We start from the raw sequence: 25,538 nt of genomic DNA, 5'->3' as shown, positions 1-25,538 counted from the left end.
ACCGGCACAAACAGATCTTAGTCTTCAGACGGTGCTTCTACAGCTTCTGCTTCAGCTTCGCCGTCTTCGTCATCGCTCTCTTCTTTCAGGCCAGCCGGAGCGGCAATGGTGGCGATGGTGAAGTCACGATCGGTGATGGTCGGCTCAACGCCTTCCGGAAGGTTGACTGCAGAGATGTGCAGGCCGTCGCCGAGGTCGAGACCTTTCAGGTCACAGACGATGGTGTCCGGAATGCTGTCAGCCGGGCAGTTTACTTCAATAGCGTGACGGACAACGTTGAGAACGCCACCACGGGTCAGACCCGGGCATTCTTCTTCGTTGATGAATTCAGCCGGGATCTCAACGGTTACAACCGTGTTGCGGCCAACACGCAGGAAATCCACATGCATGACAAAGTCGCGAACCGGATCAAGCTGGTAATCGCGCGGGATGACTTTCTCTTTCTTGCCGTCAACGTCGATGGTGATGACGTTGGTCAGAAAGCCGCCGCCAAAGATGGCCATTGCGGTTTCTTTGTAAGGCAGCTGAATGGAAAGCGGGTCCTGCTTGTTGCCGTAGATTACAGCTGGTACCAGGTTGTTGCGACGTGCTTCACGAGCGGCCCCCTTGCCGGCCCGTTCACGCACCGTGGCGGTCAGGTCTGATGTCTGAGCCATCGGTATTCTCCTTAAACAGAAATAAAAAAGGCCGCGGCGCGGCCCACCTGCCGTGTCTCCTCCAAGGGTGATCAACACGGACTGGCGCGCTTATAATCCACTCTGGGAAGGATGACAAGCGCGCAATTGCCAGAATCTGGCGGAAATCCGAGAGACTTCCGCCAGACTGAACCTAGTCGAACAGAGATGAAACGGACTGTTCGTCCGCCGTCCGTGCAATGGCTTCACCCAGCAGATTGTCGAGAGACAGCACCCGGATGTTGTGAGCGGCCTCGATGGCTTCCGTTGGCTCGATGGAATTGGTGATGACCAGTTCCTTGAGTTTGGAAGACGTGATACGGGCAACTGCACCGCCGGACAGAACGCCATGGGTAATATAGGCTGTTACGCTGTTTGCGCCTTTGGCCAAAAGAGCTTCTGCCGCATTACACAGCGTGCCGCCTGAATCGATGATGTCATCAACAAGAATACAATCCTTGCCGTCCACTTCACCGATGATGTTCATCACTTCCGATTCGCCCGGACGATCGCGGCGCTTGTCGACGATGGACAGCGGAGCATCGATCCGTTTGGCCAGGGCACGAGCACGAACCACGCCGCCGACGTCAGGGGATACGACCATGACGTTGTCAGTGGTGTAATGTTCCTTGATATCGCGCGCCATGATCGGTGCTGCGAAAAGGTTGTCGGTCGGGATGTCAAAGAAGCCCTGGATCTGACCGGCATGCAGGTCAAGCGTCAGAACGCGATCCGCACCGGCATTTGTGATCAGGTTAGAAACCAGCTTGGCAGAAATCGGCGTTCTGGGGCCTGGCTTTCTGTCCTGACGGGCATAGCCGAAATAGGGCAGAACGGCTGTGATACGGCGGGCAGAAGCGCGTCTCAGAGCATCAATCAGGATCAGAAGTTCCATCAGATGGTCATTGGCGGGATAGGATGTCGACTGGATGACAAACACATCCTCGCCGCGGACGTTCTCATGGATTTCGACGAAGACTTCCTGATCCGCAAAGCGGCGGACTGAGGCGTTCGTCATTTCCACATTCAGATAAGCGGCGATGGCCCCCGCCAGCTTGTGATTGGAGTTACCGGCAACCAGTTTCATTGGCCTTATGCCCTCGGTACTGTTTCAGCATCCCACGAGAGCCTTCATTCCCGCCTGAATGCGCTGTTTATGATGAGAGGTCGCCTTGTAACCACGGAACGGCCCGGATGTAAACCGGTGAATGAGAGATTCAGATGCTTACGGGCCCGTGTTCCCGGATCATGGTTGAGGATTTCTGGTCTGCCATTGTTTGATCTGATCAATCGTGTCAGATGCGATGTCAGCAACGGTCTGGGAGGTGACCCCGCTCCATGGGTCACTCGACTGGTCTCCCAGCGCTTCTCCCCTGATGCGGAACACCCGCTGATTGTCGGGCGTCAGAATATCCCAGGTGTAGTTGACCAGAGTTCCGGCACCATTGTTCACCGCACTCAGGTAGCCTTTGATCTTGTGGGTTGGCTCACCCAGTGTCGGAGGCAGGATTTTCACGCCTCGCTGTTCAGCGGTAGAAGCCAGTCTCTGGGAAAGCTGTGTGCCGACTTCCTGGGGTGCGCCGACCAGTGGTTCGAAGACATAAGCCGCATTCTGCCTGTTTTCAAAGGTTTCCGGTGCGGCTGCGGCTGGTGCGGTGGTCGGTCCGACACTGATGTCTGCAGTGGGAAGCGATCCACTGCTGCAGGCCGCCAGAGTGAGCAGAAAACTGAAACTGGCCGTGAGTGTTGTAATACGCATGTCTATGCCTTGACGACGAGATCGAGAGGCGCATCCGACAAGGGTTCCGGTGCGCCGTCTGTTGTAAGATATGTACGACCGAGACACATGGCTGTGCCTGTATCGCTGTCTGTCAGGATAATGTGTCCGAACAGAACCATATGAGGCTCAATTATGGCTTCATTATCACGGTAGAACATCGGCCAGTCCATCCAGCTTGGTGCAAAACGCGCACCGACACTGTATCCACAGGCGTTCAGCCGATTGGGATAAAGGGACCGGGAATCAAGTTCGTTGGCATGGGCCACGAAGACGTCCGAGAAGGTATTGCCGGGACGCATGGCCTCTTCCATCCGGGTCAGCGTGGCGCGACAGGCATCATAGAATTCCAGATGTCTGGGGGTCGGTCGACCGATAATCAGAGTGCGGATGCCCGGAGCATGATAGTGCCGGTAGGCTCCGGCGAATTCCACGGTCAGCTGGTCCTGCGCATCCAGTGTCCTGCGGCCTGACTTGTACCGGCAGAGCAGGGCATCAGCGCCAGAGCCGATAACAAATTCATTGGCCGGGTAATCACCGTCATTCTCAAGAACAGCTCCCTGCATGGCAGCCAGGATCCGGCCTTCATTGACACCGGATGCGGTTTCCTGAAGGGCAGCGTTCCATGCCAGATCGGACAGGCGTGAGGCTTCACGCATATATTCGATTTCTGCAAAGCTCTTGACGGACCTGAGGCGCGGGATGATGTCGGATGCATCCTCAACAGAGGCAAAGCTGCGCATCAGCTCGTTAAAGGCGATACCCTGTTGGGCCGTGAATCCTTGCGTGCCGTATTCCACCCCGAGCTTGCAGCCCAGCAGGTCAATATCATCAAGCATATCTCGCAGCTGGATGACCGGGCCTGATTCATCCCTGTCGACCCAGATACGGATGTCGCTGATATCGGATGTGTGTTTGGCCTGCAGAAGATCGGGCGCACGGGTCATCAGGGTCATTTCGCCGGATTTGCGCAACACCAGACATTGCAGGAAGCAGAAGCCGAATGTGTCAAACCCGGTGAGCCAGTACATGCTTTCGGGAGCAAACATCAGCAATGCATCGAGACCGTTTGCTTCCATTTGAGCAAGGGTCTGTGACTTCCGACGAACAAACTCGTCCTGACTGAAATGTAAAACCATCAAAGCACCTCCCCTGTTATTGCAGTGCTATTGCGGAAATCTGGCGTCCATAGTCTGGCTCTGACCGGTGGGTTGCGCGTCTATAACTAAAGAAAGCAGTTTCGTCTTCATATGTGCAATGACCTGTCGCCGTTGCAGACGCAAGACCGCATCCACGTAAACGGCTGAGAATATATCCCGGCAGATCAAACATGGCATGGTCGGCACGGGTGGATGGAATGAAGAATGCTGAATTATCTTCATCCAGCGTCAGGAGGCGCTCAACAAATTCCGGACCCACTTCATAATTGCGCTGGGAAATCGTTGGCCCGAGAACTGCCGTGATACGATGCCGTTCAGCGCCCTGTGCGACCATAGTGTCTATGGTTGCCTCGAGAACACCGGATGAAGCACCTTTCCAGCCAGCGTGAGCCGCTCCAACTATCTGCGCGTCCGGGTCTGCAAACAGAACCGGTCCGCAATCAGCCGTGACAATGCCAATGGCCAGCCCGGGTGTTTTGGTGACAATGGCATCGGCTTTCGGGCGCGCTTCTTCAGCAACAGGGCCATCGGCCACATGAACAGTGATGCCGTGAATCTGATAAGGTGTTGCGAGACTATCACCATCGACACCCAGTGCCAGGGCAACCGATTCCCGGTTTTTGACAACGGTTTCTCGCTCGTCGCCCGAGCCGAGACCACAATTGCGGCTGTGATAGAGGCCCGTCGACTGGCCGTTCTGCCGCGTAAAGAAACCATGGCGTATAGTGCCGGAGGCCGTTTTCAGACTGTCTGCTTCAATCATGGAACTGCCAAATATTGCTTCGCGACCTGCGAGCTTAGGGATTTGCGGAACGGATGAAAAGCCGTTTTCATCAAATGTGTAATTTGTTGCTGCCCGTATCTGCTTTGCTCATCACGATGATTGTGATGTTTCAAAGCCGGGTGGCGGGTTGTTTTTGCCAGGCCCTGAAAGAGCCAGAACCTTGAACAGACGGCCCATCTGATCGTCCGCTGCCAGCCGTTCCACATCGGAACGGATACGATCCTGCTCTTCTGACGTTTTGCCATAACCCAATTGTCCGGCACGTTGCAGAAGGCCCATTTCCAACAGGAAATCGCCTTGTGTCACCGGACCATGGATTGCAGGCCCTGCCTGTCCGGCAGTTTCTGCAAGGGCTGCGAAATTCACATGAGCAGTCAGATCTCTCTCGCCGGGAGCGGTCAGAGGGTCGGCATACTGGTGCTTTGACAGTGCCTGAAACGTGTCTCCATAACCCGGTGCCGTGTAGCCGTAATCAATCAGAAGAGCGGCACCCCCCTGCTGCTGAAGCCGTTCTGAGAGTTCGCTGATGATTGCCTGAGAGGTGGGAGATGTCTCAAGGATGTCGCCAGCTTTCGGGTCTGGCAGATCTCTGAATAATGTCGGGTCAAGCGAGGCGGGTTTGTGGCAGAAGGTCAGTTGACTGTCATCTGAAAGCCGGATGCCGCGTTCATGCCACTCTGCCCCTGAATAGATGAACTGTCGAATGGGCAGGGCATCAAAGAACTCGTTGGCCACGATCAGAAGCGGTCCGTTCTCCGGCAATGTGGAGATATCATGGTGCCATTGGAGAGTGGTCTCCTCAGCAGCAAGGCGTTTGCGTTGTAACTCTCTGAGAACCGGGCTCATCTCCACAAGATGGGCCGATAATCTTCTCTTCAGGTCCGGGTTCAGTTTTCTGATGGTGCGGAGGATGTCTGCCATCAGGGTTCCGCGCCCGGGGCCAAGCTCCACCAGATTGAGTGTGTCAGCTTCGGGCAGGGTTTCGGCAACGCTGAGCAGCCAGATGCCGATGAGTTCTCCAAAGAGCTGGCTGACTTCAGGGGCGGTGGTGAAATCTCCGTCTGCGCCGAAAGGGTCTCTGGTCACGTAATAGCCGTGTTGCGGGTGTCCGAGGCAGAGTGTCATATAGTCCGCGACTGAGATTGGGCCTGTCGTGACAATCTGGTTTTCCAGAAAGGACAGAAGAGCGGGTGTCTTTTCTTCTGAAGCGGCCGTCATGCCCGGGCTCTGGCAGATCGCTTCGCGTAGCCCATCAGAACAAGGCCAGCCAGAATCATCGGCAGGGACAGAAGCATGCCCATGGTCAGTCCGCCTGACAGATAACCAATATGGGCGTCGGGCATTCTGAACCACTCGACGGTGAAGCGGAACAGGCCGTAAAGCGCGGTGAAGAGGCCTGCGGTGAGGCCGGGGGTATGAAGCGTTCTGAAGCGTGTTACGGCAATCATCAGAAGAACGAACGTCAGCAGCCCCTCAAGCCCGGCTTCATACAGTTGGCTCGGGTGTCTTGGCAGAGGTCCGCCATGGGGAAAGACCACGGCCCATGGAACATCCGTTACGCGACCAAACAATTCGCCATTGATGAAATTGGCGATGCGCCCGAAAAAGAGACCAAACGGAACGGCCGCAGCAAACAGATCAAACAGGCTCAGGACAGATTTGCCCCTCCGTCGGGCAAAAAGGATCATGGCCAGCGTGGCACCCAGAAACCCTCCGTGAAAGGCCATGCCACCATTCCAGACGGCAATGATTTCGAGCGGATTTTCCAGATAGGAGCCTGAATCGTAGAAGAGTACATAACCGGCTCGCCCACCGAGGATAACCCCCAGCGCGGCCCAGAGCAGGAAGTCATCCAGATCAACCGGTGTATAGGCCGGTGTGTTCTGCGGCCAAAGACGCGTGTGGGCTGCCAGACGTTTTGCATACCACAGGCCGATGAAGATGCCCGCGATATAGGCGAGCGCATACCAGCGGATCACGATTGGCCCGAACTCGAACAGAACAGGATCGATTGCAGGGAAGGGGAGGGCGAAAACCGGCACGGGCACACCTTTCATAATACTTTGCACAAGTCCTATTGAGGGATAGCGGACTTGGCAAGAGCTGGTCGCAGTGCTGAACTTTCGTTTCCTGGCATTTTGCCGGGGGATGCGACATTCCGGGGCTTGCGCTGGCACGCAAATTTGATCATTGTGCCGCCACCTTCTGAAATGGAGAGAAGAGCCATGACACAGACATCCAATCGTTTGCTGGATGATTTCGCCAAGCTGATGACAGACGCCGCAGGTGTTGCCCAGGGTGTGCGCAAGGAAGCGGAAACAGCCATGCGTGCCCAGCTCGAGCGGGTGATGTCTGATATGGATATGGTGCCTCGTGATGACTTTGAGGCCGTCCGGGATATGGCTGCACGTGCTCTGGACGAAATCGATGTGCTGAAGGCGCGTATCGAAGAGCTGGAAGCCCGTTCAAAGGACTGATCCGTCCAGCTGTCCACAAGCGCATAAAATGTGTGTGTGATCAGGGCAAAGCACTATATATTCGCACATGAACGGGATTCGTGTGGAATTGTTGTTGATTCGTATGTGTTGTTTTTAGGGGTTCGGGTTCCGTTTCAGTGTTGCGCGGGTTGTTGCGTGGCTAAACGTGCGGGGTAGTGCGAATGAGCCTCACCGAAATACCCATCGACCGGTCCCTTCATCCGGTAGACATCATCGAGCAGGTCGCTGCTATTCGGGACTGGAGTTTCGAGCGCAGCGGTGAAGATGAAATCACCATTTCCATTGCAGGTACTTGGAGTGACTACCACGTCTCATTCTCCTGGATGGAGGATTTCGAGGCGCTTCATCTGGCCTGTGCCTTTGATCTGAAGATATCCGAACACAGACGGACGGAACTTGTCCGGCTCTTGTCTATTGTGAATGAAAGACTGTGGGTCGGTCATTTCGATCTCTGGACGCAGGAAGGTGTGGTCATGTATCGCCATGCGCTTCTGCTGACTGGCGGAGCCGAGCCGAGTGAAACCCAGGTTGAAGGACTTCTGACCGCAGCTCTGGAAGCCTGCGAGCGTTATTATCAGGCATTTCAGTTTGTGGTCTGGGCCGGGAAAACAGCGTCAGAAGCGGTGGAGAGTGCTTTGTTTGAAACGGCCGGAGAAGCATGAGTCAGACCCAGTTGAGTTCATCCGGGGCGAGTTTATCCCGCTCCCTGCCGCTTGTTCTGATTGGTGCAGGGAAAATGGGTGGTGCCATGCTGGCCGGTTGGCTGGCTGGCGGCCTTGACGGAGAGCAGGTCACGGTTGTTGATCCGTTCCTGTCTTCAGAGATGCAGTCTCTTTGCGAGTGTCACAAGGTCGCTGTCAGGCAATCTGTTACAGGGCTTTCGGTGACGCCCAGTGTTCTGCTTGTTGCTGTTAAACCGCAGATGATGGCTGATGTGCTGCCTGAATTGGCGGCCCTTGCCGGGCCGGATAGCGTTGTTGTTTCCATCGCTGCGGGCACGCCTATTCGTCAGTTTGAAGATATCTTCGGAGATCAGACGGCTGTTGTCCGGGTTATGCCGAACACGCCTGCACAGGTCGGGCGGGGAATTTCGGCTGTTATCGGCAATGACCATTTCCCTGACAACATGCGGGCCACCATTGATGCTCTGCTTGAGAGTATTGGCTCTGTTCAGTGGCTTAGCTCTGAAGAGCAGATGGATGCGGTGACTGCCGTATCAGGCAGTGGTCCGGCTTATGTGTTTCTGCTGGCTGAAGAACTGGCGAAGGCTGGTGTGGCGGCCGGGCTGCCTGAGGATATGGCGCGGCGTCTGGCGCGTGAAACGGTCTCAGGCGCTGGAGAGTTGCTCCGGCAATCAGATCTGGCTGCGGGAACATTGCGGGAGAATGTGACATCGCCAGGTGGCACGACAGCAGCCGCACTTTCAGTTCTGATGGCTGATGATGGTTTCCAGCCCTTGCTGGAGCGCGCCGTTGCTGCGGCAGCCCGTCGCTCCCGAGAATTGGCCGGTTGATTGCCTCACAGGATCCGATAGGCTTGTTTCGACGTAAGATCTGAATAAGGTTCAGATATTGGGTTCCAGAGGTTGTCATGGCAACAAAGAAAACCAGAACTGCTGTCATCAAGGCGTTTCTCGCTCTCCTGGGAGATGGAGGATGGGAGGCTGCGAACCGGTGGGCTATTGCTGAACGCGCTGGTATTGATCTTGCCACTTTACGGGATGCCTATGGCTCTCGGCTGGATATTCTGGCTGACTTTACAGCAGAGATTGATCAGAAGGTTCTGTCTGACCTTGATGCTGATATGGACGAGGAACCAGCACGGGACCGTCTGTTTGACGTGCTGATCAAGCGTCTTGAACTGCTTGAAGACGGGAAGCCTGCTATCAGGGCGCTGATGGATGCCGCCCGGGCTGATCTGGCACTTGCCGCCCGGTTCAACCGGTTGTCCCTGCGTTCCATGTCATGGATGCTGACCGCAGCCGGGATCGAGACCAGAGGCCGGAGAGGCGCCCTCAAGACCCAGGGGCTGGTGATTGGCTATTCACGGGTGGTCTCCACATGGCTCGATGATGATGACCCTGGTCTTGCAAGAACCATGGCAGCGCTTGACCGGATGCTGGAACAGGGTGATACGGCTCTCAGACGGATGGACCGTATGTCAGGTGTGGCGGAAACATTTGTATCCACGGCGTTTTCCATCGGTCGGATGCTGAAAGGCCGGACAAAGGACAAGTCGGAAGAGTCTTCCGATGAGCGGAAAGAGGATCTGGCTGATGCCCACTGATACGCTGTCTGCGGACATCTCTTTTGATGACTTCATGAAAGTTGATATCCGGGTCGGATCGATCATTGATGTACAGGAGTTTCCGGAAGCACGGAAACCGGCCTTCAAACTGTGGATTGATTTCGGGCCAGAGATAGGTGTCAGGAAAACCTCGGCACAGATTACCGATCTTTATACCCGTGACAGTCTGGTTGGGCGTCAGGTCATGGCGGTGGTGAATTTCCCGCCCCGACAGATCGGGCCCTTCATGTCAGAAGTTCTGACACTGGGATATGCGGACGCGGAAGGGCGGATTGTGCTGTCTCAGCCGGAACGACCTGTTCCCAACGGCTCGCGAATGCATTAAACACAGGCTCGTTTTCAAACAGAAAAGAGCCGGTCTTCATGAATTATCGCCATGCCTACCATGCGGGCAATTTTGCCGATGTGCTAAAACATGTGGTTCTGGCTCGTCTCATTACCTATCTCCAGCGCAAGGACAAGGCGTTTCGGGTGGTCGATACCCATGCCGGTATCGGTCGCTATAATCTGAAAGGTATTGAGGCTGGAAAGACCGCAGAATGGCAAGCCGGGATTGGCCGGTTTATGGCGGACCAACCCACGGGCGCTGTCAAGGACCTGCTGCAGCCATACCGCTCGGTGATTGAACACCTTAATCCGGACGGGGAACTGATGGCCTATCCGGGTTCGCCGCTTCTGGCCCGTGCCCTGTTTCGGAAACAGGACAGGCTGACCGCTACAGAGCTGCATCCTGAGGATTATGAGACCTTGTCGGGTCATTTCACGGATGATTATCAGGCCAGGATTGTTCATCTGGACGGTTGGCTGGCGCTTGGCTCTTTCGTGCCGGTGAAAGAAAAACGCGGTCTTGTTCTGGTCGATCCTCCTTTTGAGAGCAGAGACGAGTTCTCCAACCTGGCTGATGGTTTTATCAAAGCCCACAGACGTTGGCCGAATGGTGTTTATATGCTCTGGTACCCGGTTAAGGACAGAGCCCAGATCCGACGGTTCCACGAGACGCTTAAACGCAGTGAAATCAAGCGACTGCTGGCTGTGGAACTCTCCGTGAAGCCGTTAAGTGGGCGGGATGTGTTTGCCGGATCCGGTCTTGTGATTGCAAACCCGCCATGGAACCTTGGTGAGGAACTGTCTATCCTGCTGCCTTATCTGAAAACACTGCTGGCGCAGGATAACGGTGCATCATGGACTGTGACGGAGCTGGCAGGCGAATAGGGGAACGGAATGCGCAGTCTCTGGATATCCTGGCTGGCCCTGGCACTTTGGTTTTCCGCTGGCAATGCACATGCTGCAGACCGCTCATCGCGGGGGGTGCCCGGAGAGTTCGACTATTATGTTTTGGCCCTGTCCTGGTCTCCAAGCTATTGCGATGCTGCAGGTGACAGGGCAAATCGGCTCCAATGTTCGTCCGGTCGCCGGTTTTCCTTTGTTGTTCACGGCCTCTGGCCTCAATATGAGCGCGGCTGGCCGCAATATTGTGACCGGGATGCAGGGCGTCTGACCCGCTCGCAAGTGGACAGTGTTCTGGATATTGTCCCAAGCCCAGGCCTTGTTCGTCATGAGTGGCAGAAGCATGGAACGTGTTCGGGCCTGTCGGGAGACGGGTATCTCGAACATCTGCGGAAGGCTTATGACAAAGTGCGCATTCCCGAGGCATTCGCGCGGATTGATCGTTATCTGACTGTTGACCCGATCAAGGTTGAAAAGAGTTTTCTCAAGATCAATGCCGATCTGCCAGGGGATGGCATTGCCGTGACGTGTGACCGGCGCCGCCTCCGGGAAGTCCGGATCTGTTTCACCAGGGATCTGGAGTTTCGCCCGTGCCATGCTGTTGATACGCGCGCCTGCCGCAAGCGTCGCGTGGTGATGCCACCTGTTCGTTGAATTCCCGAATGCTCCCGGAAGGACCCCGACTATGATGATACTTCGTTCCTCTCCACCGTCTCCGTTTGGCCGGAAGGTGAAGATTGCCGCAGCGATCCTTGGCCTGTCTGACAGGATCACCGTAGAGCTGGCAGACACCACCAATCCGGAAGACAGCCTCAGGCAGCAGAACCCGCTTGGTAAGATTCCTATTCTTGTCCTGGAAGACGGGGGTGCGATCTATGATTCAAGGATCATTCTTGAATATCTCGACAGTCTGTCAGCTGAAGGCAACATCATCCCGAAGACGGCGGACCGGTATAAGGTTCTGACACGTGCCGCTCTTGCCGATGGTGTTTGCGATGCCGCGTTATTGACCGTCTATGAAGGACGCCTCCGTGCAGAAGAGCATCAGTCATCGGACTGGCTGTCTCTGCAGGCGGGCAAGATCGAACGCGGCCTGGCCGCGCTTGATGCAGATCGCCCGGAGATCGGCGAAACACCGATGGTTGATGCTATCGCACTGGCGTGTGTGCTCGGTTATCTTGATCTGCGGTTCGACGGCAAGTGGCGCGAGACCTGGCCTGGCCTTGTCGCCTGGCTGGATGCTTTTGAGGCAGCTGTGCCGTCTTTCGGCAAAACGCGACCAAGTTAACAGGAGATCATGATGGTTTTCGGATCTGTTCCATCTGTGCCAACCGCGCGACACAACCGCTCAAGTCAGGTTGCAGACGACATTGATTTTGAGATTCGCGGCACTGAGATGCAGTTCGTTGAGGTCGAGCTGGACCCGGGTGAATCAGCGGTTGCTGAAGCCGGTTCAATGATGTTCAAGGATGCCTCAATCACCATGGACACGGTGTTTGGCGATGGGTCTTCTGGCTCCGGTCGTGGCGGGCTTTTTGACAAGCTTGTGGGAGCAGGAAAGCGCTTGATTACCGGTGAGAGTCTGTTCACCACAGTCTATACCCATGAGGGTTCAGGCAAGGCCAGGGTTGCCTTTGCTGCGCCCTATCCCGGCCATATTCTGGCAATCAAGCTGGATGAGCTGGGCGGTTCTCTGATCTGCCAGAAGGACTCATTCCTTTGTGCTGCGAGAGGCGTGTCTATTGGCATCCACTTCCAGCAGCGGATCATGACGGGCCTGTTTGGCGGTGAAGGCTTTATCATGCAGCGGCTGGATGGCGATGGTTGGGCCTTTGTGCATGCGGGCGGTACCGTTGTTGAACGGGAGCTGGCAGCCGGTGAGGAACTCCATGTGGATACAGGCTGTGTTGCCGCTCATACTGCCGATGTGGACTTTGACATTGTCCGTGCCGGGTCGATCAAGTCGATGATTTTCGGTGGTGAAGGTGTGTTTTTTGCCCGTCTGCAGGGACCGGGCAAGGTCTGGCTGCAAAGTCTGCCGTTCTCCCGTCTGGCTGGCCGTATGTGGGCGGCTGCTCCTCAGGCCGGTGGCCGGGATGTGGGCGAGGGGTCGCTTCTCGGTGGGATCGGCAACATATTGGACGGCGATAACCGATAGTCCTGCTGCCACGTAAAACCGTGTCGGGGCATCGTGATCAGATGCCCCGACATTGTCTTGCTAGAATTTATAGCTGACACCCATGCGGATGGAATGGCTGTCAAATTCGCCTTTGACGCCGGGGGCAAGCACGAAGTCGTCATCCTGGAAATCGGTGTAGAGGTACTCTGCTCTGAAGATGACATTGTCCGTAAGAAACGTCTCGACACCAGCGCCAATAGTATAACCGAAAAGCACCTGGCTATGGCTGACTGCCACATTGTCGAGCTCGGCTTCGGCAAGGGCCAGACCACCGGTTCCGTAAATCAGGATGGTCTCGTCCAGTGTGACACCGGCCCGCAGCCTGACAGTGGATGTCCAGTCCGATGATGCGGTCAATGTGCCTGTGCGGTTCTCGAAATCAGTGAAAACAAAGTCAGTCTCAATACCGAAGACATATTGGTCGACCTGGAAGTTGTACCCTCCAAAGAGGCCGCCCTGGATGCCGTTTGAATCCGGACTTGCAACCCCTGTATTGTCAAACTGGGCCCAGCCATACCCGATCAGGGCACCGATATAGGCTCCGTCCCAGAGATTGGCTTTTGATTTGGAAATGGGAACCGGCGCGACATATTCCGGTTCTGATGGGAGGTCGGCCGCATGGCTCATCTGGATACCCGCCAGCAATATAAGACTGGTACAAATCAGTTTCTTCATTCCGTTACTCCAAATATAAATTGATTGCCTCAAACGGGGTTATGCAAACGGAATAGGGCGGCATCATTGAGGAACTGTGGAGAGTCCGTGGCGGGAATTTGGAAATTTTCCAAACAAGTCTGGCATTCTGGCAGGATAACGCTTATTTGAAGCGCTCCAGAAAGGGTGTAAATCTGTTGGTTTAGGGTAAGAGTTCCTATATTTCGCCGAAGAGCAATATCACCGCGGGGCATTGGCTGACTGTAGCTGGCCATGGCCTGTTCATGTCGAAAAACAGAAGAAAGAAGCCGGGGGACATGATCTATCTGCAATTGATCGGCGGTCTGGTGATGCTGTTTGTGGCAGGCGATGTGCTTGTGCGCGGTGCGGTCGGTGTGGCCGAGCGTCTTGGTATTCCCCCATTAATCATTGGCCTCACCGTTGTTGCTTTCGGCACCTCCGCCCCTGAGTTGGTGATCTCCCTGGAAGCCGCCCTGTCCGGATCCGGTGGTATTGCCGTGGGCAATATTGTTGGCAGTAACATTGCCAATGTTCTGCTGGTTCTCGGTATGCCTGCTCTGATTGCTACAACGGATTGTTCGAAGTCCGGCTGCGAGAAGATGTTCGGCTTCATGCTGATGGTGACAGCGCTTTTCGTTGTGATGCTGTTCACAGGGCCGCTTGGCCTGTTTCATGGTGTCGTGCTGCTGGGGTTGCTGGTTTTCTATCTGCTCTGGAATATCCATTCGGCCAGAAGTGGTCATGGGGGTGGAGACGAACTGGATGAAGTCGGCGATATACCGCAATCTCTCACCCTGGTTATCGTGCTCCTGGTGATTGGCCTTGTTGGCTTGCCCCTAGGTGCCAAGCTTACAATTGATGCGGCTGTTCATGTTGCCCGCCTCTGGGGCGTCTCGGAAACGGCAATCGGCTTGACTGTCGTTGCTCTTGGTACATCTCTGCCAGAGCTTGCGACAAGTCTTATGGCAGCCATCCGAAAGCATGCGGCGGTTGCCATTGGCAATGTCATAGGCTCGAACGTTTTCAATATTCTCGCGATTATTGGTACAACAGCCGTCGTCATTCCTGTCCCGGTTCCTGCCGAGATTCTCAGTTTTGATATCTGGGTTATGGTTGCGACAACCCTGTTGCTGGTTCCGTTCGTGTTTGCCTGCCGTCCGATTGGCCGGAGGACCGGCAGCCTGTTTGTCGGTGCCTATATTCTCTATATTGCTCTGGTTTACTGGTTCGGGACATCAGCCTAATCTACTTAGAGGTCGACTCGGTTGGTTGGGAAATACCATGTCAAAGACTGTCCTTATTACTGGTGCCGCGCGTCGCATCGGCAAGCGGATTGCGCTCTATCTGGCATCAGAGGGCTATTCTATCGTCGTGCATTACAATCGCTCACAGGCTGATGCAGAAGCGGTTGTTGCGGACATTGTTGCCGATGGTGGGCGGGCTGTTTCGGTTCAGGCGGATCTCAGGGATCAGGCCGCCGTCAGCAGCTTGATCGGCCAGGCTGAAAGCGCCCTTGGTACACCGCTTGATGTGCTGATTAACAATGCCTCTGTTTTTGAGGATGACAAGCTTGGCGGGCTTGACCCGGACCTTTGGGACACGCATATGGCGCTGCACGTCAAGGCTCCGGTTTTCCTGGCAGAAGCTTTTGCCGCCAGTGTCGGAAGTCGAGATGCTGAAGGGGTGATCATCAACATCATTGACCAGCGGGTCTGGAAACTGACGCCGCAATTCTTCTCTTATACCCTGTCAAAATCAGCATTGATGACTGCGACCAAGACTATGGCTCAATCGCTGGCACCAGCCATAAGGGTCAATGCGATCGGGCCGGGACCAACACTGAGCAATCAGAGACAGAGCATGGCGGATTTCCAGAAACAGGCGTCCAGTGTTCTTCTGGAGCGACCGTCAAAGCCTATGGATATCGCACGTACGGCCCAGTATCTGATCGAAATGCCGTCTGTTACCGGGCAGATGATCGCCGTAGACAGTGGTCAGCATCTGAACTGGTATACAGCTGATGTGGTCGGGATTTCCGAATGACGGACAAAGATGATGATCAGGTCGTCAGCTCCGGACCGGTGGAGAACACGCCACCTGTGACCGGCGTTGAGGTTATCGCGGATTTTGTCCGCAGGCTGCCCAATTCACCGGGCGTCTACAGAATGATCAATACGGACGGGGATGTGCTCTATGTGGGCAAGGCGCGCAGCCTGAAGAAGCGTGTCCAGAACTATACCCGTATTGCCGGGCAGTCGAACCGTATTGCCCGGATGATCCAGGCGACAGCAACTATGGAATTCGTCACGACCACGACGGAAACCGAGGCGCTGCTGCTGGAAGCCAATCTGATCAAGCGGCTGCGACCGCGTTTCAATGTGCTGCTCCGGGATGACAAATCGTTTCCTTATATCTTCATGTCGGGGGATCACGATGCGCCGCTGATCGTCAAACATCGGGGTGCGCGAAAAAGGAAGGGGCGCTATTTCGGACCCTTCGCCTCAGCCGGTGCTGTCAACCGGACGATTACAGCTTTGCAGAAGGCCTTCCTGCTGAGAACCTGTACGGATGCGGTCTATGAGGCGCGGAGTCGTCCATGTCTGCTTTACCAGATCAAGCGATGCGCAGGGCCGTGCACCGGTGAGATTTCGCTTGAGGACTATGCGCGGCTTGTTTCTGAGGCAACGGCCTTTCTGGATGGCAAGAGCCGGGCCATCAAGCAGGATCTGGCCCAGCAGATGGAGGCTGCCGCAGAAGCGCTGGATTTTGAGCAGGCCGCTGTTTACCGCGACAGGCTGAGTGCGCTCAGTCATGTTCAGTCTCATCAGGGAATCAATCCGCATACGGTGGAAGAGGCCGATGTGTTTGCCATTGCCCAGGAAGGCGGCGTGAGCTGTATCCAGGTCTTCTTCTTCAGGACAGGGCAGAACTGGGGTAACCGGGCTTATTTCCCGAAGGCAGACAAGTCTCTTGATGAGGGTGAAATCCTCGGGTCTTTCCTGTCACAGTTCTACGATGACAAGCCGACGCCGAAGTCTATCCTCCTGAGCCATGATTATGAGGAGCGGGAGCTTTTGGCTGAAGCCTTGTCTCACCGGGCGGACCGCAAGGTTCAGTGTCTTGTGCCTGTCCGTGGTGAAAAACGCATGCTGACGGATCACGCCTTGTCCAATGCGCGGGAAGCTCTTGGGCGCAAGCTGGCTGAAACATCGTCGCAGACCCGTCTGCTGGAAGGGGTTGCCAAGTCATTTGACCTGCCTTCTGTGCCGAGCCGCATCGAAGTCTACGACAACAGTCACATTATGGGGACCAATGCGCTTGGTGCGATGATTGTGGTTGGCCCCGATGGTTTTGCAAAGGGACATTATCGCAAGTTCAACATCAAGTCTGATGATCTGACACCCGGTGATGACTATGGCATGATGCGGGAAGTTCTGGGGCGGCGTTTCCGCCGGTTGATGAAAGAGACCGGCCCCAAGGGTGATCAGAGGGATAGCAAGGATGATATATCTCTCTGGCCGGATCTTCTGTTGATCGATGGCGGTCTTGGTCAGCTGAATGCGGTTCGTGAAACTCTGGAGGAGCTTGGCGTTGAAGGGGTGGCTCTTGTTGGTATCGCCAAGGGGCCGGACCGGAATGCGGGCCGCGAGCAGTTCTTTGTACCCGGCAAGCAGCCATTCATGCTGCCGGAGCGCGACCCGGTGCTTTATTTTGTGCAGCGGATGCGCGATGAAGCGCACCGGTTTGCCATCGGCTCGCACAGGGCTCGGCGCAGCAAGCAGATGACCCGCTCCGGGCTGGATGATGTGCCTGGGATCGGGCCGGCGCGGAAGAGAGAGCTGCTCCGTTCATTCGGTACAGCCAAGGCTGTCAGCCGTGCCAATCTCGCTGACCTGGAAGCTGTTCCGGGGATCAGCAAGCAGATGGCCCGAAATATCTATGACTATTTTCATGATAGTGATGGTAGCGGGCGTTGACGGCGGCGTGCGCTTGGTGCAGTTAAGAACCTGAACGCTATACCAATAATGAAACGTCTGTCTGCATGTTCCATCCGGCACTGAGCATACCGAATATCCTGACTTACGGGCGCATTCTTGCGGTGCCCGCAGTGGTCGCCTGTTTCTACTATCCGGGAGACTTCAGTCGTTGGGTGGCGCTCGGACTGTTTGTCATTGCAGCGATTACAGATTTTTTCGATGGTTATCTGGCCCGTGCCTGGTCCCAGCAATCCAGTCTTGGCCGGATGCTGGACCCGATTGCTGACAAGCTGCTGGTGTCGGCCTGCCTGCTGATGCTGGCGGCGGATGGAACGATAAGCGGATGGTCTCTCTGGGCAGCCATTATTATTCTCTGCCGGGAAATCCTTGTCTCGGGCCTCCGTGAATTTCTGGCCGAGTTGCGCGTCAGTGTCCCGGTCACCCAGGTGGCCAAATGGAAGACGACAGTGCAGATGCTTGCGCTTGGGTTTCTGCTGGTCGGACCCGCTGGAGAGGTTGTGCTGCCAGGAACGGTGACAATCGGCCTGTGGCTTCTTTGGGTTTCGGCTCTGATCACCCTATATACCGGGTATGACTATTTCAGGGTTGGCGTTAGCCATCTGATTGGAGAGAACCAGTGAAGCTGCTGTATTTTGCCTGGATTCGTGAGCGGATTGGTGTCGGAGACGAAGAGGTGGAACTGCCGGACAGCGTTGAGACAGTAGCGGATCTGCTCTCCTGGCTCAGGTCCCGTGATGAAACCTATGCCTATGCCTTTGAGCAGGCGGAACTGGTGCGTGTCGCGCTTGATCAGACCCACGCAGATCATGCAGACCCGCTTGGGCAGGCGCGTGAAGTGGCCTTTTTCCCACCCATGACAGGTGGCTGAACAATGAGTGATGACTGCCCGATCAAGATTGCTGTTCAGACCGAGGCGTTTGACTGTGTTGCCGAAAGCAATGCTTTGCGGGCCGGTCGTACGAATATCGGCGCCATTGTATCCTTCACTGGAATATGCCGGGATGAGGAAGGTAGCCTGAATGCGCTTGAGCTGGAGCATTATCCGGGCATGGCTGAAGCCGAGATTCAGCGTGTGGCCGAGCAGGCCGCCGAGCGCTGGCCGCTTCAGGGTATCACAGTCATCCATCGTTACGGCAAGCTTGATCCGTGTTCGGATATTGTCCTTGTCCTGACAGCGTCCCGCCATCGTCGGGCAGCCTTTCAGTCTGCTGAGTTTGTCATGGACTTTCTCAAGACCAGAGCGCCCTTCTGGAAAAAGGAATATCCCAAGACCGGGGAACCGGGCGGTTGGGTGGACGCCAAGGAAGATGATGACGAGGCGTTGCTACGCTGGCAGGACTGAGCGCCCGGGTACAGAGAGCTTTCAACAAAAAAACCGGCGATCTGATCGCCGGTTTTTTTGTGGTCTATCAGGCTTTTATCAAGCAGCTGCCTCGCCCGAGCTGGCAGGTGTGACTTCTGCCGTATAGTCTTCCATCAGGGCTTTGGAAAGCTCTCCGACGGAGAATGTGTAGGGGCCGATCTCTGAAACCGGTGTCACTTCGGCAGCGGTTCCTGTGAGGAAGCACTCTTCGAAATCTGACATTTCTTCCGGCTTGATTGCCCGTTCAATGACGTTGACGCCGCGGCGCTTGATCAGATCAATCACGGTCCGGCGTGTGATGCCGTCAAGGAAGCAGTCGGGCTTTGGTGTATGTACTTCACCATCCTTGATGAAGAAGACATTGGCTCCGGTTGCTTCGGCGACGAGGCCGCGATAGTCCAGCATCAGGGCGTCAGCATAACCCTTTGCCTCAGCTGCGTGCTTTGACAGGGTGCAGATCATATAGAGGCCAGCGGCTTTTGAGCGGCATGGGGCTGTTGCCGGATCCGGGCGACGGTATTCTGCCATATCCAGACGAATGCCTTTCAGGCGCTCTTCCGGCTTGAAATAGGATGGCCATTCCCAGGCAGCGATGGCAACATTGATGCGGTTCTGCTGGGCGGATACACCCATCATTTCACTGCCGCGCCATGCAACAGGGCGAAGATAGGCATCAACCAGGTTCATCCGGTCGAGGATTTCCACACAGGCTGCGTCGATCTCTTCGACAGAATATGGAACCTCAAAACCGAGAATGCGGCCTGATTCAATCAGACGCTCTGTATGTTCCGTCAGCTTGAAGATCTTGCCGCCATAGGCGCGCTCACCTTCGAAGACGCAGCTTCCGTAGTGGAGGCCGTGGGTCAGGACATGGACTTTGGCATCCGCCCAGTCAACGAATTCGCCATTGTACCAGATGACGCCCTCTCTTTGATCGAATGGCAGACCAGCCATTTTCCTTACTCCTGCATTATTGTATCTTTCGCCTCTCGGCGTCGGTTCGCTTTGCGTTGCGTGGCCAGACCCGGTAATGTCGATCCTGATTTGGATGGTTCTCAGTTGAAACCGGGCTCCGCTTCAAGGAAATCGTATAATTGGGTTCTATCCTTTCGCAATTTGTACAACTTCAGTAACAATCGTAAAAAAATATGTCAATATGGCTGACTTAATTTTTCCGACGCAATCTGACAATTCAGATGATGATGCTCTGGATGACGGTGCAGGTCTGATCACAACGCCAATGTCGTCGGAAGAGGGAATTCCCTTTGATCTGATTGAGTTGTTGTTTTTTGCGTATCGCGATTTTACCCGGGACCCGGATGAGATTCTTCAGGAATTTGAATTCGGACGGGCCCATCACCGGGTTCTGCATTTCGTCAATCGTAATCCGGGGATCCGGGTCGCTGACCTTCTCGATATCCTGCAGATTACCAAGCAGAGCCTCGGGCGTGTTCTCAAGCAGCTTGTTGACAAGGGTTATATTATCCAGAAACAGGGTCCGACGGATCGCAGGCAACGGCTGCTCTATCCGACAGAGGAGGGGCGTTCTCTGGCTCTCGCCTTGCTCCGACCCCAATCCGAGCGGATTGCGAAAGCTCTACTGGATGCATCCCCTGGAGAGCGTCAGGTGATTGAGCGGTTCCTCATGTCGATGATCAATGGTGAGCAGCAGGGGGATGTCCGCAGCTTTGTGAAGACTGGCCAGCCTGTCTCGGAAATCGAGACGAAGTGAGGTGACGTTCCGACATGGTTCCTCCATCTGAACAGACAAATCCGGTTCAACTGACTGATGATGCGCCGCATCTGCTTGTGGTCGATGATGACAGCCGGATCCGGTCGCTGCTGCATCGCTATCTGGGAACGAATGGCTTTCGTGTGACCGAGGCGGAAGATGCAGCGGATGCAAGGCGCAAGCTTGCGAGCCTGTCATTTGATCTGCTGATTGTTGATGTCATGATGCCTGGAGAGAGTGGCTTTTCCCTCGTAAGTTCTCTCCGCGAGACCCTGTCTGTTCCGATCCTGATGCTGACGGCACGGGCGGAGACAGAGAACCGGATCCAGGGATTGGAGCTTGGGGCCGATGACTATCTGGCAAAGCCGTTTGAGCCGCGCGAATTGCTGTTGCGGATCAGTAACATTCTGAAGCGGGACGGTTTTGCGGAAAAACCGGTTCTCGACAGTTTGAAATTCGGCTCTTTCGTTTTTGATGTAAAGCGTCAGGAATTGTCCGGTCACGGGGTTCCTGTTCGTCTGACTGAGCGGGAGCGGGAGCTTCTGGTCATGCTGGCCCACAAGATCGGGGATACTGTGCCGCGCCATGAGCTGGCGTCTGCTGATGGTGCGGGTGAACGAACGGTTGATGTTCAGATCAACCGCTTGCGCCGGAAGATTGAAGCTGATCCGGCCAATCCCCGCTACCTGCAGACCGTGCGCGGGATCGGGTACAGGCTGGTGACGGACTGAACGTGTCTGAGCAGAGCAGATTGGGGGCAGACCCCGATAGCCCGAAGGCGGTTATGACGGAACACAGGCCCAGTCCGCTGGGGTTCTGGCACAGGTTTGCGCGTGGGCTGGCCCGGCGTATGCCAAAGGGCCTGTTTGGCCGGTCTCTGCTTATCGTCATCATGCCGATGGTCATTCTGCAGAGTGTTCTGGCCTTTGTCTTCATGGAGCGCCATTGGCAGACCGTGACCCAGCGTCTGTCTGCGTCTCTGTCGCAAGACATTGCGGCAGTGATTGAGCTGGCAGATACGTTCAAGGAGCCTGAACAGCAGGACAAGATTGTTGAGATAGCAGCCCAACGTCTGGGGCTGAATATGGCCTTTCTGGAAGAGGACACGCTGCCGCGTACGGGACCGAAACCGTTCTTCTCCCTGCTCGACCGGGCCTTGAGCGCCGAGCTTGGCAGCAGGATTGGCCGGCCGTTCTGGCTTGATACTGTGGGGCGGTCCAATCTTGTCGAAATCCGTGTTGCGCTGGACGGACGTATTCTCCAGGTCTTTGCCCGCCGCAGTCAGACTTATGCCTCCAACTCACATATCTTCATTGTCTGGATGATGGGGACAGCTCTTGTGCTGATCCTCGTCTCGATCCTGTTTCTGCGAAACCAGATCCGCCCGATCCAGCGGTTGGCGGAAGCTGCGGAGCGCTTCGGTAAAGGGCGTGCCGTGCCGCGGGACTTCAGGCCAAGGGGCGCTCGGGAAGTGCGTCAGGCAAGTCTTGCCTTTATCGAGATGAGCCGACGGATCGAGCGGCAGATTGACCAGCGCACCACGATGCTGGCAGGCGTCAGCCATGACCTTCGCACCATCCTGACCCGCTTCAAGCTTCAGCTGGCGCTGCTGGGAGATAATCCCGAGGCCCGTGACATGGAAGCGGATGTGGATGAGATGCAGCGGATGATGGAAGACTATATGGCCTTTGCCAAAGGTACAGCGGGTGAAGAGCCGGAGGACGTTAACATAGCCGTCCTGTTGTCTGGTCTGGCTGGTGAAGTCTCTCATGAAGGTGCACGTGTTTCCCTGTCCTTTGAAGGGGAGCCGTCTGTTTTCCTGAGGCCGGGTGCGATGAAACGCTGCATCGGGAACCTTATCCGGAATGCAGCCAAATTCGCGGATCAGGTGACGGTGGCAGGAGACCATTCCGGCGGCTGGCTTACAGTCATTGTCGACGATAACGGGCCAGGGATTTCTGCTGAGGAGCGGGATAATGTATTCAAGCCGTTCTACCGTGTTGACAGTGCCAGAAACCAGGACATCGGTGGAACAGGCCTCGGATTGACCATCGCGCGGGATGCGGCCCGCGGGCACGGCGGTGATATCCAGCTGTCGGACAGCCCCGCCGGTGGCCTGCGGGTAACTTTGCGTATCCCGGCTTAAGAAGATTTTGCCAAAGTGCTACCGGTTTGATTGTAGCAACCGATTTCTGTTGCTGGATGCCGTGCGGCAAATTGTACGTCTGTTCATCATGCGACTTCTGTGACGCCGGGAAGCTAGAATGCAGCTCTGATCAATGGCAAGTCTGCAATTCCTATTGAAAGCTGGGGTTCATGCAGATGTGTGTTGTTCGACTGGGGCGTGAGATCGGATGTGACGAGTTGGGGGAACGTGTCTTTTCCGGTGAGATTGTGATTCTGACAGAATTACAGTCCGTCAAGGCGCTGTCAGACTGGGCTCGCCTTGCCCTTAAGGAGGCCTTCTCCCCACATGATCCGAGGGACGCGGAAAATCATCTGGATGGCGAGAGTTTCAACAGGATTGTTGGTGAGGTCGCCAAGCGGTTCAGGACAGATGAGGATGTTTCCCGGCTTTATCGGGGCATGTTTGAGGAGCTTGGATATGATCCGTCTGATGTCTATGAGGATATCCGCAAGCTGAGGCGCCAGCCCAGTAATCAGGCGCTGTGGAGCTGGCGTGTCAGAGCGTTGCCTGCTCACAGAGATGGTTGGGCGACAAATATCGCGCAGCAGATCAACTGGTGGGCCCCGATCTACGATATCCAGGAAGCAACAACCGTACTCTTCTATCCGTACTACTGGGACACTCCGATTGCCAATGACAGCGGTGATTGGGATTTCGATGAACTGATGCGGCGTGTCCGGTCAGGGGATCGTAGCGACTATCCTCTTTTGCCGACTGTGACAGAAGAACCGGACGCGTCTTCTGTGCTTCCGCTTGATATCAGGCCTGGCGAGATCGTGGCCTTCTCCGGTTATCATCTGCATGCATCTGCAGTGAATACGACAGGTCGAACCCGATTCAATTTCGAGACCCGTACGGTCTCCAGATCGGATCGTAACAAGGCGGGAGCGCCAAATGTGGACGGCGCCGCGCCGCGTCTGGGGCACTCCCTGTTCCGGTCTGTCGCAACTGAGCAAATGCTTGAGCCATCCATGATGGAGCCGGATGACTTGTGTGTTGTCTGACAGAAAGTGGCACTTGTTGATTGCAGTGGGCACAGGCTCGTGCAACACTTGGAAACTCGTATCGGGACAGGTGAGGGTTGCGTATCGTGTTGTGGACAGGTTGGGGCAATAGGGTTGGACGTATAACCGCTCTGGCGGCCGGTTTTCTGGTTATCGGCAATATGGCCTATGCTGATGTGGAAACCAAAACCGAGATCAAGCACTATACGATCCGTGGCAAGTCTGCCGCTGATATCGTCTCAAATATGGACCAGCGCGGGCCGATTGTGGATGGCAGCCATGCGCTTGCGTCCATTGAGCAGGATTTCTCTCTGAAAGGCCGTCTGGTAAAGACAGACCGGTGTCGGATCAAAGGCTTTGGTGTTGTCACGAAGTTCGAGATTACCCTGCCGAAGCTTCGCACCACAAATGGCGTTCCGGCCCGGACGTTGAAGAACTTCAAGCGCTTCTACAAAAAAGCCGAAAGCCACGAACTGACGCATCGCAAGATCTATCTTGGTTGTGCAAAGCGGATTGACCAGAAGGTCAGGGCTTTGCGCCCGAGCAAGACCTGCTCTGTTCTGGAAGACAAGGTGTCGGCTATTATCAAGAAAGAAGCACAGCGGTGTGAGGCGCAGCATTTCGCTTTTGACCAGAAGGAATCCCGTCGTGTCAGTCGACTTGCCCTTATGCGTCAGGCTCTGAAAGAATTCAGGAATCCGCCGAAGCGGGAAATTGTTCTTACGGATCTGGATCGATTGATGATCGAACGCTCTTCTGGTCGCTGATCAGCAGTTTTTCACACAGCTCAACCTCAAAGGTTTCCCATGCCTCAGATGAAAGTTGCTATTGTTCCGGTGACCCCGTTTCAGCAGAACTGCACCATTATATGGGATGACGAAACGAAGAACGGTGTGGTGATTGATCCGGGCGGGGATGTGGACGTTATCCGGCAGGTTCTCGAAGAGAATGAAGTTCAGGTCGAGCGGATCCTGCTGACCCATGGCCACATCGATCATATTGGTGGAGCAGCCGACCTTCGTGACCTGCTTGATGTGGAGGTTGAGGGCCCGCATGAAGATGATCGCAAGCTGATTGAACGTGTGGCTGATCAGGCTGCCCAGTTCAATATGCCGGAGGTCAAGACGATTGAGCCGGATCGCTGGCTTCAGGAAGGGGATGTGGTCTCGATCGCGGGACTTGATTTCGACGTTCTCCATTGTCCGGGACACGCGCCAGGCCATGTTGTGTTCTATCAGGCAGAAAGCCGCTTTGCGCTGGTCGGGGATGTACTGTTCAAGGGCTCTGTCGGGCGGACCGATCTACCGGGTGGTGATCATGATACGCTGATCAAGTCCATTACAGAGAAGCTTCTGCCGCTTGGTGATGATGTGACCTTTATCTGCGGGCACGGCCCGCATTCCACCATTGGTGAGGAGCGGGCAACGAACCCGTTCCTCAGATAGACGGCATCGGGACGTATTCTAGATATCCTCGCCTGGTAGCAGGTGGAGATAGCAGCCGCTGATTTTCCACTCATCCTTGTTGTCAGCCGTGAACAGGTAGAGCGCCTGCCATGGGCGGCCCTGATCATCAATCACATGAACGATCTGTCCGGGGCCACGCGGCGTTTCGACTGTTTCCCCCATCGTGTAGGCGCGGGGGCGGTATAGTGGCTGATACTGGCTGCGCACCATGCTCATGAACTGATCCGCATCACCAAAGCGCACCTGAATGGCAGGTGCTGCATAAGACCAGGCCTGTCGGGTGTCGTCGGCCTGAAAAGCCTGGATCTGCTCATGGATGATCGTCTGCCGCTCGCTGGTATCCGCGAAGGCTGAAACTGGCCAGATCAGACCCGAGACCAGGCTAAGGACCAGTGATAAACCTGTAAAACTGAAACGTGTCATGATCAATCTCCCTTCCGACTGGCTGTCTACAACGTGCTTCTGAAAAGTTGATAGACTTTTCAGATGAAAGCTCGCGCAGAAAC

General features: G+C 55.4%; 31 protein-coding genes. 21 read left to right on the top strand and 10 right to left on the bottom strand.

The features are described from left to right. Nucleotides 1–17: 17 nt before the first annotated feature. From RA157_RS03350 to lgt, 7 genes are all read right to left on the bottom strand, one after another. A complete protein-coding gene (locus RA157_RS03350) occupies nucleotides 18–656 on the bottom strand; it encodes a 50S ribosomal protein L25/general stress protein Ctc (protein WP_350335062.1) in 639 nt (212 codons plus the stop codon). A 172-nt stretch (nucleotides 657–828) separates the two neighbouring features. Next, the gene (locus RA157_RS03345; RefSeq protein ID WP_350335061.1) at nucleotides 829–1,761 is read right to left on the bottom strand and encodes a ribose-phosphate pyrophosphokinase; all 933 of its coding nucleotides are present in this window, start codon (nucleotides 1,759–1,761) and stop codon (nucleotides 829–831) included. 159 nt (nucleotides 1,762–1,920) lie between these two features. Beyond that, nucleotides 1,921–2,433 carry a hypothetical protein gene (locus RA157_RS03340; RefSeq protein ID WP_350335060.1) on the bottom strand — a complete coding sequence of 171 codons (513 nt, stop codon included), beginning with the start codon at nucleotides 2,431–2,433 and terminating at the stop codon, nucleotides 1,921–1,923. A gap of 2 nt (nucleotides 2,434–2,435) precedes the next feature. After that, on the bottom strand, nucleotides 2,436–3,590 hold the full coding sequence (locus RA157_RS03335) for a M24 family metallopeptidase (protein ID WP_350335059.1): 1,155 nt from the start codon (nucleotides 3,588–3,590) through the stop codon (nucleotides 2,436–2,438). A 16-nt stretch (nucleotides 3,591–3,606) separates the two neighbouring features. After that, nucleotides 3,607–4,374, bottom strand: a complete 768-nt coding sequence (gene pgeF / locus RA157_RS03330) for a peptidoglycan editing factor PgeF (RefSeq protein ID WP_350335058.1) — start codon at nucleotides 4,372–4,374, stop codon at nucleotides 3,607–3,609. Nucleotides 4,375–4,485: 111 nt separating this feature from the next. Continuing rightward, entirely contained in the window at nucleotides 4,486–5,613 is a 1,128-nt protein-coding gene (locus RA157_RS03325; protein WP_350335057.1) for a class I SAM-dependent methyltransferase, read from the bottom strand. After that, nucleotides 5,610–6,452, bottom strand: coding sequence for a prolipoprotein diacylglyceryl transferase (gene lgt, locus RA157_RS03320; RefSeq protein WP_350335056.1), 843 nt, complete (start codon nucleotides 6,450–6,452; stop codon nucleotides 5,610–5,612). The genes RA157_RS03325 and lgt overlap by 4 nt, the downstream gene beginning before the upstream one ends. Before the next feature lie 168 nt (nucleotides 6,453–6,620). Between lgt and RA157_RS03315 the strand changes: the two genes are divergently transcribed. From RA157_RS03315 to RA157_RS03275, 9 genes are all read left to right on the top strand, one after another. Then, complete coding sequence (locus tag RA157_RS03315) at nucleotides 6,621–6,872, top strand: accessory factor UbiK family protein (RefSeq protein ID WP_350335055.1); 252 nt, start codon at nucleotides 6,621–6,623, stop codon at nucleotides 6,870–6,872. Nucleotides 6,873–7,054: 182 nt separating this feature from the next. Further along, on the top strand, nucleotides 7,055–7,555 hold the full coding sequence (locus RA157_RS03310) for a type III secretion system chaperone family protein (protein ID WP_350335054.1): 501 nt from the start codon (nucleotides 7,055–7,057) through the stop codon (nucleotides 7,553–7,555). Then, nucleotides 7,552–8,406, top strand: a complete 855-nt coding sequence (gene proC / locus RA157_RS03305; protein WP_350335053.1) for a pyrroline-5-carboxylate reductase — start codon at nucleotides 7,552–7,554, stop codon at nucleotides 8,404–8,406. The genes RA157_RS03310 and proC overlap by 4 nt, the downstream gene beginning before the upstream one ends. Nucleotides 8,407–8,483: 77 nt before the next feature. Continuing rightward, complete coding sequence (locus RA157_RS03300) at nucleotides 8,484–9,179, top strand: TetR/AcrR family transcriptional regulator (protein ID WP_350335052.1); 696 nt, start codon at nucleotides 8,484–8,486, stop codon at nucleotides 9,177–9,179. Further along, nucleotides 9,169–9,525: a tRNA-binding protein gene (locus tag RA157_RS03295; RefSeq protein WP_350335051.1), complete on the top strand. Its 357-nt coding sequence runs from the start codon at nucleotides 9,169–9,171 to the stop codon at nucleotides 9,523–9,525. The genes RA157_RS03300 and RA157_RS03295 overlap by 11 nt, the downstream gene beginning before the upstream one ends. Nucleotides 9,526–9,563: 38 nt before the next feature. After that, nucleotides 9,564–10,412 (top strand): 23S rRNA (adenine(2030)-N(6))-methyltransferase RlmJ, encoded by an 849-nt coding sequence (locus tag RA157_RS03290; protein WP_350335050.1) that lies wholly within the window; start codon nucleotides 9,564–9,566, stop codon nucleotides 10,410–10,412. A gap of 9 nt (nucleotides 10,413–10,421) precedes the next feature. After that, nucleotides 10,422–11,081 carry a ribonuclease T2 family protein gene (locus RA157_RS03285; protein ID WP_350335049.1) on the top strand — a complete coding sequence of 220 codons (660 nt, stop codon included), beginning with the start codon at nucleotides 10,422–10,424 and terminating at the stop codon, nucleotides 11,079–11,081. Between the two features lie 31 nt (nucleotides 11,082–11,112). Further along, entirely contained in the window at nucleotides 11,113–11,715 is a 603-nt protein-coding gene (locus tag RA157_RS03280) for a glutathione S-transferase family protein (protein WP_350335048.1), read from the top strand. A 9-nt stretch (nucleotides 11,716–11,724) separates the two neighbouring features. Beyond that, the gene (locus RA157_RS03275; RefSeq protein WP_434058465.1) at nucleotides 11,725–12,585 is read left to right on the top strand and encodes an AIM24 family protein; all 861 of its coding nucleotides are present in this window, start codon (nucleotides 11,725–11,727) and stop codon (nucleotides 12,583–12,585) included. Nucleotides 12,586–12,645: 60 nt separating this feature from the next. Here the strand turns inward: RA157_RS03275 and RA157_RS03270 are convergent, their stop codons facing one another. After that, on the bottom strand, nucleotides 12,646–13,281 hold the full coding sequence (locus tag RA157_RS03270; RefSeq protein WP_350335047.1) for an outer membrane protein: 636 nt from the start codon (nucleotides 13,279–13,281) through the stop codon (nucleotides 12,646–12,648). 296 nt (nucleotides 13,282–13,577) lie between these two features. Here RA157_RS03270 and RA157_RS03265 point away from each other — a divergent pair, with 296 nt between their 5' ends. From RA157_RS03265 to RA157_RS03240, 6 genes are all read left to right on the top strand, one after another. After that, nucleotides 13,578–14,525 carry a calcium/sodium antiporter gene (locus RA157_RS03265; RefSeq protein WP_350335046.1) on the top strand — a complete coding sequence of 316 codons (948 nt, stop codon included), beginning with the start codon at nucleotides 13,578–13,580 and terminating at the stop codon, nucleotides 14,523–14,525. A 37-nt stretch (nucleotides 14,526–14,562) separates the two neighbouring features. Continuing rightward, a complete protein-coding gene (locus RA157_RS03260) occupies nucleotides 14,563–15,324 on the top strand; it encodes an SDR family oxidoreductase (protein WP_350335045.1) in 762 nt (253 codons plus the stop codon). Further along, on the top strand, nucleotides 15,321–17,258 hold the full coding sequence (uvrC, locus tag RA157_RS03255; RefSeq protein ID WP_350335044.1) for an excinuclease ABC subunit UvrC: 1,938 nt from the start codon (nucleotides 15,321–15,323) through the stop codon (nucleotides 17,256–17,258). The genes RA157_RS03260 and uvrC overlap by 4 nt, the downstream gene beginning before the upstream one ends. Before the next feature lie 65 nt (nucleotides 17,259–17,323). Continuing rightward, nucleotides 17,324–17,899 carry a CDP-diacylglycerol--glycerol-3-phosphate 3-phosphatidyltransferase gene (gene pgsA, locus RA157_RS03250; RefSeq protein ID WP_350335043.1) on the top strand — a complete coding sequence of 192 codons (576 nt, stop codon included), beginning with the start codon at nucleotides 17,324–17,326 and terminating at the stop codon, nucleotides 17,897–17,899. After that, nucleotides 17,896–18,147: a molybdopterin converting factor subunit 1 gene (gene moaD, locus RA157_RS03245; protein ID WP_350335042.1), complete on the top strand. Its 252-nt coding sequence runs from the start codon at nucleotides 17,896–17,898 to the stop codon at nucleotides 18,145–18,147. The genes pgsA and moaD overlap by 4 nt, the downstream gene beginning before the upstream one ends. 3 nt (nucleotides 18,148–18,150) lie before the next feature. Beyond that, nucleotides 18,151–18,621 (top strand): molybdenum cofactor biosynthesis protein MoaE, encoded by a 471-nt coding sequence (locus RA157_RS03240; RefSeq protein WP_350335041.1) that lies wholly within the window; start codon nucleotides 18,151–18,153, stop codon nucleotides 18,619–18,621. A gap of 78 nt (nucleotides 18,622–18,699) precedes the next feature. Here the strand turns inward: RA157_RS03240 and RA157_RS03235 are convergent, their stop codons facing one another. After that, nucleotides 18,700–19,596 carry a branched-chain amino acid aminotransferase gene (locus tag RA157_RS03235; RefSeq protein WP_350335040.1) on the bottom strand — a complete coding sequence of 299 codons (897 nt, stop codon included), beginning with the start codon at nucleotides 19,594–19,596 and terminating at the stop codon, nucleotides 18,700–18,702. Between the two features lie 202 nt (nucleotides 19,597–19,798). On the opposite strand from RA157_RS03235, the gene RA157_RS03230 reads away from it, so the two are divergent. From RA157_RS03230 to RA157_RS03205, 6 genes are all read left to right on the top strand, one after another. After that, nucleotides 19,799–20,374: a MarR family winged helix-turn-helix transcriptional regulator gene (locus RA157_RS03230; RefSeq protein ID WP_434058464.1), complete on the top strand. Its 576-nt coding sequence runs from the start codon at nucleotides 19,799–19,801 to the stop codon at nucleotides 20,372–20,374. A gap of 14 nt (nucleotides 20,375–20,388) precedes the next feature. Further along, nucleotides 20,389–21,105 (top strand): response regulator, encoded by a 717-nt coding sequence (locus tag RA157_RS03225; protein WP_350335039.1) that lies wholly within the window; start codon nucleotides 20,389–20,391, stop codon nucleotides 21,103–21,105. Nucleotides 21,106–21,158: 53 nt separating this feature from the next. Beyond that, entirely contained in the window at nucleotides 21,159–22,520 is a 1,362-nt protein-coding gene (locus tag RA157_RS03220) for a sensor histidine kinase (RefSeq protein ID WP_434058463.1), read from the top strand. A 176-nt stretch (nucleotides 22,521–22,696) separates the two neighbouring features. Beyond that, nucleotides 22,697–23,566: a phytanoyl-CoA dioxygenase family protein gene (locus RA157_RS03215; RefSeq protein ID WP_350335038.1), complete on the top strand. Its 870-nt coding sequence runs from the start codon at nucleotides 22,697–22,699 to the stop codon at nucleotides 23,564–23,566. Nucleotides 23,567–23,652: 86 nt separating this feature from the next. Next, nucleotides 23,653–24,333 carry a DUF922 domain-containing protein gene (locus RA157_RS03210; protein WP_350336144.1) on the top strand — a complete coding sequence of 227 codons (681 nt, stop codon included), beginning with the start codon at nucleotides 23,653–23,655 and terminating at the stop codon, nucleotides 24,331–24,333. A gap of 39 nt (nucleotides 24,334–24,372) precedes the next feature. Beyond that, nucleotides 24,373–25,011, top strand: a complete 639-nt coding sequence (locus tag RA157_RS03205; protein WP_350335037.1) for an MBL fold metallo-hydrolase — start codon at nucleotides 24,373–24,375, stop codon at nucleotides 25,009–25,011. Nucleotides 25,012–25,029: 18 nt separating this feature from the next. On the opposite strand, the gene RA157_RS03200 is transcribed toward RA157_RS03205, so the two are convergent. After that, entirely contained in the window at nucleotides 25,030–25,455 is a 426-nt protein-coding gene (locus RA157_RS03200; protein ID WP_350335036.1) for a DUF4864 domain-containing protein, read from the bottom strand. Nucleotides 25,456–25,538: the final 83 nt, after the last annotated feature.

It is taken from the genome of Coralliovum pocilloporae (assembly GCF_030845175.1).
Classification (GTDB): domain Bacteria; phylum Pseudomonadota; class Alphaproteobacteria; order Rhizobiales; family Cohaesibacteraceae; genus Coralliovum; species Coralliovum pocilloporae.
Note: the sequence above shows the minus strand (reverse complement) of the source record. Positions and strands in the feature narration are given on the sequence as shown.

Coding starts and splice junctions, on each gene's coding strand:
- RA157_RS03315 (WP_350335055.1), top strand. CDS start 6,621: ATGACACAGACATCCAATCGTTTGCTGGATGATTTCGCCAAGCTGATG.
- RA157_RS03205 (WP_350335037.1), top strand. CDS start 24,373: ATGCCTCAGATGAAAGTTGCTATTGTTCCGGTGACCCCGTTTCAGCAG.
- RA157_RS03235 (WP_350335040.1), bottom strand. CDS start 19,596: ATGGCTGGTCTGCCATTCGATCAAAGAGAGGGCGTCATCTGGTACAAT.
- RA157_RS03325 (WP_350335057.1), bottom strand. CDS start 5,613: ATGACGGCCGCTTCAGAAGAAAAGACACCCGCTCTTCTGTCCTTTCTG.
- RA157_RS03285 (WP_350335049.1), top strand. CDS start 10,422: ATGCGCAGTCTCTGGATATCCTGGCTGGCCCTGGCACTTTGGTTTTCC.
- RA157_RS03230 (WP_434058464.1), top strand. CDS start 19,799: ATGGCTGACTTAATTTTTCCGACGCAATCTGACAATTCAGATGATGAT.
- RA157_RS03260 (WP_350335045.1), top strand. CDS start 14,563: ATGTCAAAGACTGTCCTTATTACTGGTGCCGCGCGTCGCATCGGCAAG.
- lgt (WP_350335056.1), bottom strand. CDS start 6,452: ATGAAAGGTGTGCCCGTGCCGGTTTTCGCCCTCCCCTTCCCTGCAATC.
- RA157_RS03265 (WP_350335046.1), top strand. CDS start 13,578: ATGATCTATCTGCAATTGATCGGCGGTCTGGTGATGCTGTTTGTGGCA.
- RA157_RS03280 (WP_350335048.1), top strand. CDS start 11,113: ATGATGATACTTCGTTCCTCTCCACCGTCTCCGTTTGGCCGGAAGGTG.
- proC (WP_350335053.1), top strand. CDS start 7,552: ATGAGTCAGACCCAGTTGAGTTCATCCGGGGCGAGTTTATCCCGCTCC.
- pgsA (WP_350335043.1), top strand. CDS start 17,324: ATGTTCCATCCGGCACTGAGCATACCGAATATCCTGACTTACGGGCGC.
- RA157_RS03200 (WP_350335036.1), bottom strand. CDS start 25,455: ATGACACGTTTCAGTTTTACAGGTTTATCACTGGTCCTTAGCCTGGTC.
- pgeF (WP_350335058.1), bottom strand. CDS start 4,374: ATGATTGAAGCAGACAGTCTGAAAACGGCCTCCGGCACTATACGCCAT.
- RA157_RS03215 (WP_350335038.1), top strand. CDS start 22,697: ATGTGTGTTGTTCGACTGGGGCGTGAGATCGGATGTGACGAGTTGGGG.
- RA157_RS03350 (WP_350335062.1), bottom strand. CDS start 656: ATGGCTCAGACATCAGACCTGACCGCCACGGTGCGTGAACGGGCCGGC.
- RA157_RS03270 (WP_350335047.1), bottom strand. CDS start 13,281: ATGAAGAAACTGATTTGTACCAGTCTTATATTGCTGGCGGGTATCCAG.
- RA157_RS03310 (WP_350335054.1), top strand. CDS start 7,055: ATGAGCCTCACCGAAATACCCATCGACCGGTCCCTTCATCCGGTAGAC.
- RA157_RS03240 (WP_350335041.1), top strand. CDS start 18,151: ATGAGTGATGACTGCCCGATCAAGATTGCTGTTCAGACCGAGGCGTTT.
- RA157_RS03225 (WP_350335039.1), top strand. CDS start 20,389: ATGGTTCCTCCATCTGAACAGACAAATCCGGTTCAACTGACTGATGAT.
- RA157_RS03300 (WP_350335052.1), top strand. CDS start 8,484: ATGGCAACAAAGAAAACCAGAACTGCTGTCATCAAGGCGTTTCTCGCT.
- RA157_RS03220 (WP_434058463.1), top strand. CDS start 21,159: ATGACGGAACACAGGCCCAGTCCGCTGGGGTTCTGGCACAGGTTTGCG.
- RA157_RS03345 (WP_350335061.1), bottom strand. CDS start 1,761: ATGAAACTGGTTGCCGGTAACTCCAATCACAAGCTGGCGGGGGCCATC.
- RA157_RS03340 (WP_350335060.1), bottom strand. CDS start 2,433: ATGCGTATTACAACACTCACGGCCAGTTTCAGTTTTCTGCTCACTCTG.
- RA157_RS03290 (WP_350335050.1), top strand. CDS start 9,564: ATGAATTATCGCCATGCCTACCATGCGGGCAATTTTGCCGATGTGCTA.
- RA157_RS03275 (WP_434058465.1), top strand. CDS start 11,725: ATGATGGTTTTCGGATCTGTTCCATCTGTGCCAACCGCGCGACACAAC.
- RA157_RS03295 (WP_350335051.1), top strand. CDS start 9,169: ATGCCCACTGATACGCTGTCTGCGGACATCTCTTTTGATGACTTCATG.
- RA157_RS03335 (WP_350335059.1), bottom strand. CDS start 3,590: ATGGTTTTACATTTCAGTCAGGACGAGTTTGTTCGTCGGAAGTCACAG.
- uvrC (WP_350335044.1), top strand. CDS start 15,321: ATGACGGACAAAGATGATGATCAGGTCGTCAGCTCCGGACCGGTGGAG.